The organism is Streptomyces sp. NPDC031474, assembly GCF_055581185.1.
In genome coordinates this window covers 251,310-263,756 of record NZ_JBVIJX010000015.1, presented here as the reverse complement: position 1 = coordinate 263,756, position 12,447 = coordinate 251,310, and the positions used below count along the sequence as shown (strand labels likewise).

The following is a 12,447-nucleotide window of genomic DNA, read 5'->3' as shown; positions in this document are numbered from 1 at the left end:
CTGAGGGCCGAGGGCCGAGGACCGCGGACATCGCAAGGAGCTTCAGGTGTTCAATGACATAGGACCGCTCGAGCTGGTGACGATCGTCGTCCTGGCCGTGCTCGTCTTCGGTCCGGACAAGCTCCCGAAGGTCATCCAGGACGTGATGCGCACCGTCCGGAAGATCCGAGAGTTCTCGGAGAGCGCCAAGGCGGACATCCGCAGCGAACTCGGCCCGGAGTTCAAGGACTTCGAGTTCGAGGACCTCAACCCCAAGACCTTCATCCGCAAGCAGTTGGACAACGACGAGCTGGGGCTGAAGGAGATCCGCAACGGCTTCGACCTGAAGAAGGAGATGGCCGAGGTCACGGACGCGGTTCACAGCCGCGACACCGACACCTCCGCCTCTTCCTCCTCGGGCTCTTTGCCCTCGGGCTCTTCTTCCTCGTCCTCGGACGGCGGTCGCATCGACATGACCAAGAAGCCCGAGGAGCCGGGCAAGGACGACCGTCCGCCGTTCGACGCGGACGCCACCTGAGTCACCCGCGCTCCCCGATGTGAGGGGGCGCACGCTCCACGCGCCGGGAGGTTTCCCGGCAGCCCGGAGCGGGGTGGCTATGCTGCCTGGTTGTTGTGCGGAGCGGACGAGTACGCCCGAAGGGGGGCGGGCCGGTCGCTCCGTCGAGAACGAGGAGGCGTCCGGGCACATGGAGACGACGAGTCGGGCAGGCGCGCAGACGCCGGCCGCGGAGGGCGGACAGCAGGTCCCCTCCGCCCGGCGTACGGTCGACGGCTACCTGGAGGCACCCTTCCCCTGGTACGGCCTCGACGAGGCCTTCACGGGGCCGCGCTGGCTGATGCAGGTGGGTACGGCGGCCGACGGGGCCGTGGAGCACGGTTCCATCGGACACGGTGACGAACCCTCCGTACGGCACGAGACGGCCGGCGAGGACCGCGGGAAGTTCGCGGTCGTCGTGACCGTCGCCGCGAACCCCGTACGGCGCAGCGCGGACGGTACGGGCCTGCTGGAGGCCACCTCGGTGTCCTCGGCGGCGTGGCTCGCGGGCGTGGGCCTGCTGTCCTTCACCTGGCCGGGCCAGATGGACCACAGCCTGCGCGACGACTGGCTGGACCAGCAGACCGAGACGGCCTGGGTCCTCGCCGACGATCTCGCGGGCTCGGACTGGTCGACGCTGACCCTCCCGGTCGACGGCGTGCCGACGCCGTTCCACTACCGCGAGTCCGAGTTCGGCTGGGTGCTGGCCGGTTCGACGCCGGAAGGGGTGCACGTGGGGGCGTACGGGAGGGGTATGAGCGCGTACGGCCTCGGCTTCGCCATGATCAAGGACATCGAGGCGTACGCCTGATCAGGCACGCGACCCCGTACGACAGTGGGGGCGCCGTCCATGACGGACGGCGCCCCCACTGTCGTACGAAGGACGGGCCTGGAACCGGCCTGGGACCGGCCTAGAACTTGTTGCGCGGGGTGATCCCCAGCGACAGCCCTGAAAGGCCGCGCTGCCGTCCCCCCAGCTTGCCCGCGATCGCGCGCAGGGCGGAGCCCGCCGGGGAGTCGGGGTCGGTCAGGACGACCGGCTTGCCCTCGTCGCCGCCCTCGCGCAGGCGGACGTCGATCGGGATGGAGCCGAGCACCGGGACGTTCGCGCCGGTCGTGCGGGTCAGGCCGTCGGCCACGCTCTGGCCGCCGCCGGTGCCGAAGACGTCGACCATCTCGCCGCAGTGCGGGCAGGGCAGGCCGGACATGTTCTCGACCACGCCGACGATCTTCTGGTGGGTCTGCACGGCGATGGAGCCCGCCCGCTCGGCGACCTCGGCCGCCGCCTGCTGAGGCGTCGTCACGACCAGGATCTCCGCGTTCGGGACCAGCTGGGCCACCGAGATCGCGATGTCACCGGTGCCCGGCGGGAGGTCCAGCAGCAGCACGTCCAGGTCGCCCCAGTACACGTCCGCCAGGAACTGCTGCAGCGCCCGGTGCAGCATCGGGCCGCGCCACACCACCGGGGCGTTGCCCGGGGTGAACATGCCGATGGAGATGACCTTCACGCCGTTCGCCGACGGCGGCATGATCATGTTCTCGACCTGGGTCGGACGGCCGTCCGCGCCCAGCATGCGCGGCACGCTGTGGCCGTAGATGTCGGCGTCGACGACGCCCACCTTGAGTCCGTCGGCCGCCATCGCCGCCGCCAGGTTCACCGTCACCGACGACTTGCCGACGCCGCCCTTGCCGGACGCGACCGCGTAGACGCGGGTGAGGGAGCCGGGTTTGGCGAAGGGGACCTCGCGCTCGGTCTGGCCGCCGCGCAGGGCGCTCGCCAGCTCCTTGCGCTGCTCGTCGCTCATCACGTCGAGGGTGACGTCGACGCGGGTGACGCCCTCGACGGCCGAGACCGCGTCGGTCACGCGCTGCGTGATGGTCTCGCGCATCGGGCAGCCGGAGACCGTCAGGTACACGGTGACCGCGACCGCCCCGTCCGCGCCGATCTCCACCGACTTCACCATCCCGAGCTCGGTGATGGGCCGGTTGATCTCGGGGTCGTTCACCGTCGCCAGTGCCTCGCGCACCGCGTCTTCGCTAGCCATAGGGTCGATGGTACGGCCCGGTAGCCGGGCCCCGGAAAGCCCGTCACCGGTCGTCTACGTCACGTCCCCGCGACCGTTCTGCCGGGAATACGGCATGTTCACGGTGCCCGTCCCGCCGATCCTCCAGTTCCTTGACCATGTCCTGCAGCTCCGAGCGGATCCAGTCCCGGGTGGCGACCTCGCCCAGACCGATCCGCAGGGCGGCGATCTCCCTGGTCAGGTACTCGGTGTCGGCGATGGACCGCTCGTTCTGCTTGCGGTCCTGCTCCAGGTTGACCCGGTCGCGGTCGTCCTGCCGGTTCTGCGCGAGCAGGATCAGCGGGGCCGCGTAGGAGGCCTGGAGCGACAGCATCAGGGTCAGGAAGATGAACGGGTAGTTGTCGAAGCGCAGGTCGCGCGGGGCGAAGATGTTCCACAGCACCCAGACGATGATGACGATCGTCATCCAGACGATGAACCGCCCGGTGCCCAGGAACCGTGCGATGCGCTCCGACAGCCGTCCGAAGGCCTCCGGGTCCCACTCGGGCACCAGCCGGTGGCGCGGCGCCCGGGGCTGGTCGAGACGGGCCCGGGGACGGCTGGTCGCCGTCGCTCCGGCCGGGGCGCGGTTGTGGGGCGCGCCGGCCGCCGCGGTGCGCTCACCGCGCCCGCTCTCACGCTCGGGAGTCATGCGGCCCCGCCCCTTCGCCGTCCGTCCCGCCGTCGGCGCCGTCCTCGGCGAGGTGGAACTCCGTCTCCCGCCAGTCCTCCGGCAGCATGTGGTCCAGGACGTCGTCCACGGTCACCGCGCCGAGCAGCGACCCCGCCTCGTCCACGACGGGCGCCGCGACCATGTCGTACGTCGCGAAGAACCCGGCGACGACCGGCAGCGCCGCGTCCGGCGCGAGGATCTGCAGATCCTCGTCGAGGAGCGCGCTGACCAGCGTGTACGGCGGATCGCGCAGCAGGCGCTGGAAGTGGACCGTGCCGAGGTACTTGCCGGTCGGCGTCTCGTCGGGCGGGCGGCAGACATAGACCTGGGCGGCGAGGGCGGGGGAGAGGTCGGGGTTGCGCACCCGCGCGAGGGCGTCGGCGACGGTGGCGTCCGGGCGCAGGACGATCGGCTCGGTGGTCATCAGCCCGCCCGCGGTGTGCTCCTCGTACGCCATCAGGCGCCGCATGTCGGCGGCGTCGGCGGGTTCCATCAGGCTCAACAGCCGCTCCTGGTCCGCCGTCGGCAGCTCGGCGAGCAGGTCGGCCGCGTCGTCGGGGTCCATGGCCTCCAGAACGTCCGCGGCGCGCTCCTCCTTCAGCTTGCCGAGGATCTCGATCTGGTCGTCCTCCGGGAGCTCCTCCAGGACGTCGGCGAGGCGGTCGTCGTCGAGGGCGGCGGCGACCTCCGCGCGCCGCTTCGGCGACAGGTGGTGCAGCACGTTGGCGAGGTCGGCCGGGCGCAGCTGCTCGAAGGTGGCGAGGAGGCTCTCCGCGCCCTGCCCGTGCTCCTCCAGCGAGAACCCGGTGACCGCCGACCACTCCACCGTCAACGTCTCGCCCTTGGCCCGCCGGAAGGCGCTCGCCTTCCGGCCCTTGCGCACGAAGACGCGGTCGATCTCCCAGTCCCGGCGGGCCGGCAGCTGCCGCAGCGACACGTCGAGGACGGTGACTTCCTCTCCCGGCCCCCCGGCCTCGACGAGACTGACGCGCCGGTCCAGCAGCTCGCCGAAGACGAGCCGCTCGGTGGGCCGCTGCTCGAAGCGCCGGACGTTGACCACGCCGGTGGTGATGACCTGGCCGGACTCGATGCCGGTCACCCGGGTCATGGGCAGGAAGATCCGGCGCCGCGTGGACAGTTCGACGACCAGCCCGAGCACCCTCGGGGGCCGCCGCCCGACACGCAGCATGACGACCAGATCGCGTACGCGCCCCACCTGGTCGCCGTTCGGGTCGAAGACGGGGACGCCGGCGAGGTGCGACACGAAGATCCGCGGGGCGCCCGCTGCCATGACCACACCTCCGTCCTTTTCCCAATTGCCCGTCCGTGCGGGCTTCAGGCTAGCCCGTCCCGATCGGAGACGCCCTGGTGGGCGGTCCGGACGGACTGGCTCCGCCGGCGCCCCGCGACCCCGGTACGCTGCCGTACGCCGCTCAGCACACCCCCGCAGAAAGGCAGCCTTCTCTGTGACTGCGATTCCCCCGGGCCGTACTCGTCGGACCGCGCTGGTGAGCGTGGTGTGCGCACTGGTGGTGGGCCTGGGAGCGAGCGGGTGCAGCGAGGATCCGGACGCGGGCACGAACGGGGTGGGCAAGCTGTCCGCCAAGGAGATCCAGACGAAGGCGCGGACGGCCGCCGGTTCCGTGGACGCGGTGCGACTGTCGGGGAGCGTCGTCACCAGCGGGAAGACGTACAAGCTCGACATGAGCCTGAAGGCGGACGGCGGCAGCGGGTCGGTCACCGCGGAGGGGGCCACCTTCCAGCTGCTGCGGGTCGGCGAGCAGCTGTTCCTGAAGGCCGACGCGGAGTTCTGGAACCACGAGGACGGCACGTCCGACGACGGCGGTTCGGACGCGGCCGCGGGCGACAAGCTCGGGGGCAAGTACGTGAAGGTGCCGACGGGCGACCCCTCGTACAAGAAGTTCAGCGGCTTCACGGACAAGAACCTCCTCCTCGACGGTCTGCTGACGTTGCACGGCTCTCTGGGCACGGACGGCCACCACGAGCAGTCCGGCGTCCGCACGATCCGCATCGCCGGCGACGGCGGCTCCGGCGGCACGCTGGACGTGTCCCTGGAGGGCGAGCCGTACCCGCTGCGGCTGGTGCGGGCAGGCGGCGCGGGCACGTTGAGCTTCTCCGCCTGGGGCAAGGACTTCGCCCTGACGGCACCGGCGAAGGACGAGACGGTGGACTACGGCAAGCAGCTGCCGACGTCGTGACTACCGCTTGCGGCGTCTCCTGCCGAGGAGCAGCCTCGGCAGCCCCGCCGGGATCGGCTCACGGGTGGTGGCGGGCGACGGCACGGGCCGCGCCGCCAGATCCCCGTCGGGCAGGGGCAGCGTGGCCCCCGTCGGCTCCAGGCGCAGCACCCGGCACTCGCGTGCCCAGCGCTCGGTCATCGCCTCGCCGTCGGGCGCGTTCAGCCGTTTGCCCTTGAGGTCGGCGACGGCGGCCTCCCAGGCCTCACCGCCGGGCGCGAGTTGGACGACCGTCGCCGTCCAGGAGACCAGCCGGCCCCCCTTGTCCTTGCTGCGGACGGTGACCTCGGCCGAGCCGCCCTCGACGAGCCCCGGCAGCGGCTGCTCACCGGGCCCGTCGCCGACCAGAGTGGCCGCGCCCTCGTGCCACACGTGCCACAGTGCACGCGCGGCCGGTTCGCCGGCGCCCCGCACCCAGATGAGGCCGGACTTCTTGGTGGCCTCCTCGACGAGGGCCTGGTCGAGCAGCTCGCCTGTCATGACGCCAGCCTAAGGGCCCGCCCGGCGGCCCTCACAGCCAGCCGTTGCGCTTCAGCGTGCGGTGGATGCCGACGCACATGCCCACCATGACCGCCATGACGACCGGGTAGCCGAACTTCCAGTGGAGTTCGGGCATGTAGTCGAAGTTCATGCCGTACACCCCGCACACCATCGTCGGGACGGCGATGATGGCGGCCCAGGACGTGATCTTGCGCATGTCCTCGTTCTGCGCGACGGACGCCTGCGCGAGGTTGGCCTGGAGGATCGAGTTGAGCAGCTCGTCGAAGCCGATGACCTGCTCCTGGACCCGGGCGAGGTGGTCGGCGACGTCCCGGAAGTACTTCTGGATGTCGGGGTCGACCAGTCGCATCGGCCGCTCGCTCAGCAGCTGCATCGGCCGCAGCAGCGGCGACACCGCACGCTTGAACTCCAGGACCTCACGCTTGAGTTGGTAGATCCGGCCGGCGTCCGTGCCGCGCGGGGTGCCCTTGCGGCCCGGCGAGAACACCTCCGTCTCGACCTCGTCGATGTCGTCCTGCACGGCGTCGGCGACCGCGACATAGCCGTCGACGACGTGGTCGGCGATCGCGTGCAGCACGGCCGAGGGGCCCTTGGCGAGCAGCTCGGGGTCGTCCTGGAGCCGGTGGCGCAGCGCGCGCAGCGAGCCCTGGCCGCCGTGTCGGACGGTGATGAAGAAGTCCTTGCCGGTGAAGCACATGACCTCACCGGTCTCGACGACCTCGCTGTTGGCGGTGAGCCGGTCGTGCTCGATGTAGTGGATCGTCTTGAAGACGGTGAAGAGGGAGTCGTCGTAGCGCTCCAGCTTGGGCCGCTGGTGCGCCTGCACCGCGTCCTCCACGGCCAGCGGGTGCAGCCCGAACTCGGCTGCGATACCGGCGAATTCGGCCTCGGTCGGCTCGTGCAGGCCGATCCACACGAAGCCTCCGTCGCGCCGCACCTGACGCATGGCCTCCTGCGGGGTCGGCGGCTGCGGGAACGCGACGCGCGAGCCGTCGCGGTAGACGGCGCAGTCGACGACGGCCGACGGCGTCGCCGGGTCACGGGTGGTGTCGTAGGCGCCGCTGTCCATGCGCCCGCCCCCCTTGCGCAGGGAGGGGCGGGCGGGGCGGACGACGGCACGGAGGTCGCGGATCATCGACATGGCAGGCTCCTTCGCGACGAGCAAAGAAAGACCGCCACGACGGGTGGAACTGCCCGGAATGGGGACGTCCTGACTGGGTCTCCCCGGCCGGCAGGGCTGGGAAGGATGTTTGGCACGTCCACAAAGCGGGGAGCACCGCTCCGTCGCGGTGGCGAGCTTCGCTACTGATTCAGATCAGATTCAGATCAGACAGATCAGGCAAGAACGAAACGAAGTGCTCTTCGGCGTGAAGATGAGCGCGAGCGTTGGCGACCAGCCGGAGGCGAAGAGGCCAGAGCAGCTGCATCAGCGGCCGGAAGAGCGAGTGGTACTGCACGGGTGACTTCGATCCATGACAGCCCCACCTCCTCCAGCCGGTCCCTCGTAAGGGAGTCTCGTCTGCGTCGGGGCAAGATCGCGACGCTTCAGCGTGCTGCCCCGAACTACCGGCCCAGAGTACCAGCCGACCGAAGTGTCAAGGCGCTGCTTTGCCCTGCGCCGACCAGTTCTATGCTCGCCGCATGGCTGATGTTCTTCCTCTGGTCGAGGCTCGTTTGCGCACCGCGCTGGGCGAGCCGGACGCCCGCGCCGCGGTCACCTTCCTCGGTACGGACCGCGTCGAGGTGCTGCGCTTCCATGAGGGCGACGTCGTCCGGTACGCCACCCTCGGCATGTCCGCGCAGCCGATGAGCGACCCCACGGCGGTGTTCGCGGACCCGGCTCTGGGACCGCGCGCCGAGCTCGTCCTGTCGGTCCGCCCCGGCACCGCCGACACGGACAAGGTGCTCCGCCCGCTCGCCGTGCTCGCCGCGTCCCCGCAGGTCGAGGGTGTGGTCGTGGCCCCCGGCGCCTCCCTCGACGTCGGTGAACCCCTGTGGCCCGGCGCCCCGTTCACCTCGGTGCTGGTCGCCGAGCCGGGCGGCCTGGTCGAGGACCTCGACCTCGACGAGCCCCTCGACCCGGTCCGCTTCCTGCCCCTGCTCCCCATGACCCCGAACGAGGCCGCCTGGAAACGCGTGCACGGCGCCCAGGCCCTTCAGGAGCGCTGGCTGACGAGCGGGACGGACCTGCGGGATCCCTCCCGCAGGTCCGTCCCGCTCGACTGAGGCCCGGGTGACCGATGTCACCAACACGTGCCTGAAAACCTCTCGTTGGCTTCCGTCGGGCCGTCGGGCCGTCGGGCCGTCGGGCCGTCGGGCCGTCGGGCGTCCGGCTCAGTTCGCGAAGACGGCCACGCCGTCCTCGGCCGCGTGCCTCGGCGCCGGTTCCGCCGCCATGGGGGTCCCCCCGCTCGAGCGAAGCCGAGAGTGGGGGAGTGTGAGGGCCTTGCGCCGTACGACGACCACGACCGCGCCGAGGACCGCCGTCACGGCCGCGACGACGAACGGCATGCGGACCTCGGTCCACTCCTCGATCTTCGGTGCGAAGTAGGGCGCGGCCGCCGCCGCGAACCACCGCACGAAGTTGTAGCCGGCGCTCGCCACCGGACGCGGGGCGTCGGAGACGCCGAGGGCCAGCTCGGTGTAGACCGTGTTGTTCACGCCGATGAACGCGCCCGACAGGATCGTGCAGACGATCGCCGTGGTGTGGTCGCCGTAGCCGAGGGCGAGTACGTCGACGGCGAGCAGCACCAGCGAGCCGCCCAGCACCCGCAGCGAGCCGAACCGCTTCTGGAGCCGCGGCGCCACGATCACCGAGAAGACGGCGAGCAGCAGACCCCAGGCGAAGAACACCGCCCCCGACTTGTACGGGGTCATGTTCAGCACGAACGGGGTGAAGGCCAGCACGGTGAAGAACGTGTAGTTGTAGAAGAACGCCGACGCTGCGACGGAGGCGAGTCCGCCGTGGCCGAGCGCCTTGAGCGGGTCCAGGAGTGAGGTCCTGCGGGCCGGCTTCGGCTGCTCCTTCAGGAACACCGTGATGCACAGGAAGCCGATCGCCATCAGGAACGCGGTGCCGAAGAAGGGGTAGCGCCAACTGGCGTCGCCGAGCAGCGCGCCCAGCAGCGGTCCGCAGGCCATGCCGAGGCCGAGGGCGGACTCGTACAGGAGGATGGCGGCCGCGCTGCCGCCGGCCGCGGCGCCGACGATCACCGCCAGGGCGGTGGAGACGAAGAGCGCGTTGCCGAGCCCCCAGCCCGCCCGGAAGCCCACCAGTTCGGCGACCGAGCCCGAGGTGCCGGCCAGGCCCGCGAAGACGACCACGAGCGCGAGGCCGAGCAGCAGCGTGCGGCGGCCGCCGATGCGGCTGGAGACGAAGCCGGTGACCAGCATCGCGAAGGCGGTGATCAGGAAGTACGAGGTGAAGAGCAGGGAGACCTGGCCGGCCGTGGCGTCCAGGCCCTGGGCGATGGACGGCAGGATCGGGTCGACGAGGCCGATGCCCATGAAGGCGACGACGGATGCGCCGGCCGTCGCCCACACCGCCTTCGGTTGCCGCAGGATGCTCCCGGCTCCGGCGTCGAACGTGTCCATGGTTCCCCTCACCCTCTGAGATGGTTGGTATATGCACATAGTAAGTTAGCCCAGCTAATTAATGCAAGCTACACGTAAACGCTGCCGGTTCAACTGGTTCCGCCCGGACGGGTGATCGTCCTTGACGTGGGCGGGCTCGGGTAGGACCGTGGGGCCCTATGAGGGGCGAACCCAGTTGCCCGAAGTGTGGTGGCCGGGTCAGGGCTCCCGGACTCTTCTCCGACTCCTGGCAGTGCGATGTGCACGGGACGGTGCATCCGCTGCAGCCCGTGATCCCGCCCAGCGTCGAGGCCCTCAGTGTTGTCGTGCACCGCACGCAGGTCCCGGTGTGGATGCCGTGGCCGCTGCCGGTCGGCTGGCTCTTCACGGGCGTCACGTACGCGGGCGACGACCGCAGTGGCGGCCGCGCCACCGTCGTCGCCTGCTCCGGACCGGGCCCGCTCGGCGGCATGGGCGAGCTGATCCTGGTCGCCGAGGAGCTGGGCGTCGGCCTCGGCGCGCGCTACGCCGGTGTCGACGGACCGGACCCTGGTCCGTACATGAGCGTCGAGAAACCCCCGCAGGCGAAGGTCCTGGCCGCGGGCCGGCCGACCCCCCTGTGGCATGTCTCCGCCACCCCGGACGACCGCGCGGTCTTCGCGGGCGAGGCGCGGGGGCTGTGGCTGTGGGCGGTCGTGTGGCCCGAGCAGTCGGGGCTGCTGATGTACGACGAGCTGGTCCTGACCGACCTGCGGGACGCGGGGGCGGAGGTCGAGCTGGTGCCGTGCGGGGCGCTTTCGCCGCGCTTGCTCAAGCCGTGACGTTCCGCTGGGCCGGGCCGCGGGTGTAGGGGGTGCTCCGGGCCTTCGGGTGTGACAGGGGCGTTCGAATGGGCGCTATGCTGGAGCGTCCCCGTCCGTCCTGTCATCGCCTGGAGTCTGCGTCGTGCGTATTGATCTGCACTGTCACTCCACGGCCTCCGACGGTACGGACACCCCGGCCGAGCTGGTGCGCAACGCGGCCGCGGCCGGTCTGGACGTCGTCGCGCTGACCGATCACGACACCACCCGGGGATACGCCGAGGCCATCGCCGCGCTGCCGCAGGGGCTCACGCTCGTCACCGGCGCCGAGCTGTCCTGTCGTATCGACGGCATCAGCATGCACATGCTGGCCTACCTGTTCGACCCCGAGGAGCCCGCTCTGCTCGCCGAGCGTGAGCTGGTGCGCGACGACCGGGTGCCGCGGGCGCGCGCGATGGTCGCCAGGCTCAACGCGCTGGGCGTGCCCGTCACCTGGGAGCAGGTCGAGCGGATCGCCGGCGAGGGGTCCGTCGGGCGGCCGCATGTCGCCACCGCGCTGGTCGAGCTGGGCGTCGTACCGACCGTGAGCGACGCGTTCACCGAGGACTGGCTGTCCGACGGCGGCCGGGCCTACGTCGAGAAGCACGAGACCGACCCCTTCGAGGCGATCCGGCTGGTCAAGGGCGCGGGCGGGGTCACCGTCTTCGCGCACCCCGGCGCCGACAAGCGGGGGCGCACGGTGCCGGAGGCGGCGATCGCCGAGCTGGCCGCGGCCGGCCTCGACGGCATCGAGGTCGACCACATGGACCACGACGAGGACACCCGGGCGCGACTGCGCGGGCTGGCCGCCGATCTGGGGCTGTTGGTCACCGGCTCGTCGGACTACCACGGCAGCCGCAAGACGTGCGTGCTCGGTGAGTACACGACCGACCCCGAGGTCTACGCAGAGATCACCCGACGGGCCACCGGAGCGTTCCCGGTGCCGGGGACCGGCGGAGCCTGACGCTCACCCCCTCCGCACCTCCACTCACCCTCTTTCGCGCAAGGCCTCTGTACTGATGTTCGACGTCGCTGTCTTCGGCTCTCTCTTTCTCACCCTTTTTGTCATCATGGATCCCCCCGGGATCACCCCGATCTTCCTCGCCCTGACCGCCGGACGCCCCGGCAAGGTGCAGAAGCGGATGGCCTTCCAGGCGGTCTGTGTGGCGGGCGGTGTGATCACCGTCTTCGGGCTCCTGGGCCACCAGATCCTCGACTACCTGCATGTCTCCGTGCCCGCGCTGATGATCGCGGGCGGGCTGCTGCTTCTGCTGATCGCGCTCGACCTGCTCACCGGCAAGACCGACGAGCCGAAGCAGACCAAGGACGTCAATGTCGCGCTCGTCCCGCTGGGCATGCCGCTGCTGGCCGGCCCGGGTGCGATCGTGTCCGTCATCCTCGCCGTGCAGAAGGCCGACGGCGTGGCCTCGCAGGTGTCGGTCTGGACGGCGATCCTCGCCATCCATGCCGTGCTGTGGCTGGTGATGCGGTACTCGCTGCTGATCATCCGCGTCATCAAGGACGGCGGTGTGGTCCTCGTGACGCGGCTGGCGGGCATGATGCTCTCCGCGATCGCCGTGCAGCAGATCATCAACGGGGTCACCCAGGTGATCCGGGCGAGCTGAACGGTTGCCGGTACACGCAGAGCCCCCTACGGCCGCTTGAATCGAAGCCGGCTGTAGGGGGCTCTGAAACCTGTGTGAAGGACCCGTGTTACGAGGCCGAGGTGTCGGCCGGACGGATCCACAGCCGCTGCCCGATGGCGGCGGCTTGCTGAACGATCCGGTTGACGGAGGCGGCGTCCACGACGGTGCAGTCCACGGGCGTGCCGTCGACGTCGTCGAGTCGCATGATTTCGAAGCGCATTGCTTCTCCCTTCGTCTGGTCATCCCCGGTGGGGGATTGCTGCATACATGAGGAGTCAACGGGATGCGTGTTACAAACATTCCCTACGCTAAAGAAATTTTTCGAACAACTAACTACTAACGGGTACGGGGGTTTGCGG

At 70.5% G+C, this 12,447-nt stretch carries 14 protein-coding genes; 7 read left to right on the top strand and 7 right to left on the bottom strand.

Translation table 11 applies throughout. The features are described from left to right. Positions 1–46 precede the first annotated feature (46 nt). Both ACZ5SK_RS31280 and ACZ5SK_RS31275 read left to right on the top strand, forming a co-directional pair. Entirely contained in the window at positions 47–517 is a 471-nt protein-coding gene (locus tag ACZ5SK_RS31280) for a sec-independent translocase (RefSeq protein WP_334577429.1), read from the top strand. A gap of 169 nt (positions 518–686) precedes the next feature. Next, positions 687–1,346 carry a hypothetical protein gene (locus tag ACZ5SK_RS31275; protein WP_468416172.1) on the top strand — a complete coding sequence of 220 codons (660 nt, stop codon included), beginning with the start codon at positions 687–689 and terminating at the stop codon, positions 1,344–1,346. 100 nt (positions 1,347–1,446) lie between these two features. On the opposite strand, the gene ACZ5SK_RS31270 is transcribed toward ACZ5SK_RS31275, so the two are convergent. Genes ACZ5SK_RS31270 through ACZ5SK_RS31260 form a run of 3 tightly spaced genes read right to left on the bottom strand, consistent with a single transcriptional unit; the run spans position 1,447 to position 4,562 of the window. Beyond that, entirely contained in the window at positions 1,447–2,580 is a 1,134-nt protein-coding gene (locus tag ACZ5SK_RS31270; RefSeq protein ID WP_334577427.1) for an Mrp/NBP35 family ATP-binding protein, read from the bottom strand. Positions 2,581–2,623: 43 nt separating this feature from the next. Further along, entirely contained in the window at positions 2,624–3,250 is a 627-nt protein-coding gene (locus tag ACZ5SK_RS31265) for a DUF1003 domain-containing protein (RefSeq protein WP_334577426.1), read from the bottom strand. Next, positions 3,234–4,562 (bottom strand): magnesium transporter MgtE N-terminal domain-containing protein, encoded by a 1,329-nt coding sequence (locus tag ACZ5SK_RS31260; RefSeq protein ID WP_361701389.1) that lies wholly within the window; start codon positions 4,560–4,562, stop codon positions 3,234–3,236. Before ACZ5SK_RS31260 ends, ACZ5SK_RS31265 begins: the two co-directional genes overlap by 17 nt. Before the next feature lie 175 nt (positions 4,563–4,737). Here ACZ5SK_RS31260 and ACZ5SK_RS31255 point away from each other — a divergent pair, with 175 nt between their 5' ends. Further along, positions 4,738–5,490 (top strand): hypothetical protein, encoded by a 753-nt coding sequence (locus ACZ5SK_RS31255; RefSeq protein ID WP_334577424.1) that lies wholly within the window; start codon positions 4,738–4,740, stop codon positions 5,488–5,490. On the opposite strand, the gene ACZ5SK_RS31250 is transcribed toward ACZ5SK_RS31255, so the two are convergent. Both ACZ5SK_RS31250 and ACZ5SK_RS31245 read right to left on the bottom strand, forming a co-directional pair. Next, positions 5,491–6,009 (bottom strand): hypothetical protein, encoded by a 519-nt coding sequence (locus ACZ5SK_RS31250; RefSeq protein ID WP_334577423.1) that lies wholly within the window; start codon positions 6,007–6,009, stop codon positions 5,491–5,493. A gap of 31 nt (positions 6,010–6,040) precedes the next feature. Beyond that, entirely contained in the window at positions 6,041–7,171 is a 1,131-nt protein-coding gene (locus ACZ5SK_RS31245) for a magnesium and cobalt transport protein CorA (protein ID WP_334577422.1), read from the bottom strand. A 500-nt stretch (positions 7,172–7,671) separates the two neighbouring features. Between ACZ5SK_RS31245 and ACZ5SK_RS31240 the strand changes: the two genes are divergently transcribed. Further along, positions 7,672–8,256, top strand: coding sequence for a suppressor of fused domain protein (locus ACZ5SK_RS31240; RefSeq protein WP_334577421.1), 585 nt, complete (start codon positions 7,672–7,674; stop codon positions 8,254–8,256). A gap of 108 nt (positions 8,257–8,364) precedes the next feature. Here the strand turns inward: ACZ5SK_RS31240 and ACZ5SK_RS31235 are convergent, their stop codons facing one another. Further along, positions 8,365–9,624: an MFS transporter gene (locus ACZ5SK_RS31235; protein WP_361701393.1), complete on the bottom strand. Its 1,260-nt coding sequence runs from the start codon at positions 9,622–9,624 to the stop codon at positions 8,365–8,367. Positions 9,625–9,782: 158 nt separating this feature from the next. Between ACZ5SK_RS31235 and ACZ5SK_RS31230 the strand changes: the two genes are divergently transcribed. The 3 genes from ACZ5SK_RS31230 (at position 9,783) to ACZ5SK_RS31220 (ending at position 12,067) form a co-directional block, all read left to right on the top strand. Continuing rightward, on the top strand, positions 9,783–10,424 hold the full coding sequence (locus ACZ5SK_RS31230; protein WP_319347657.1) for a DUF6758 family protein: 642 nt from the start codon (positions 9,783–9,785) through the stop codon (positions 10,422–10,424). A gap of 124 nt (positions 10,425–10,548) precedes the next feature. Continuing rightward, positions 10,549–11,406 (top strand): PHP domain-containing protein, encoded by an 858-nt coding sequence (locus ACZ5SK_RS31225; RefSeq protein WP_361701395.1) that lies wholly within the window; start codon positions 10,549–10,551, stop codon positions 11,404–11,406. Positions 11,407–11,461: 55 nt separating this feature from the next. Then, the gene (locus ACZ5SK_RS31220; RefSeq protein ID WP_079659837.1) at positions 11,462–12,067 is read left to right on the top strand and encodes a MarC family protein; all 606 of its coding nucleotides are present in this window, start codon (positions 11,462–11,464) and stop codon (positions 12,065–12,067) included. Between the two features lie 88 nt (positions 12,068–12,155). On the opposite strand, the gene ACZ5SK_RS31215 is transcribed toward ACZ5SK_RS31220, so the two are convergent. After that, positions 12,156–12,308: a hypothetical protein gene (locus ACZ5SK_RS31215; protein WP_171399326.1), complete on the bottom strand. Its 153-nt coding sequence runs from the start codon at positions 12,306–12,308 to the stop codon at positions 12,156–12,158. Positions 12,309–12,447 lie beyond the last annotated feature (139 nt).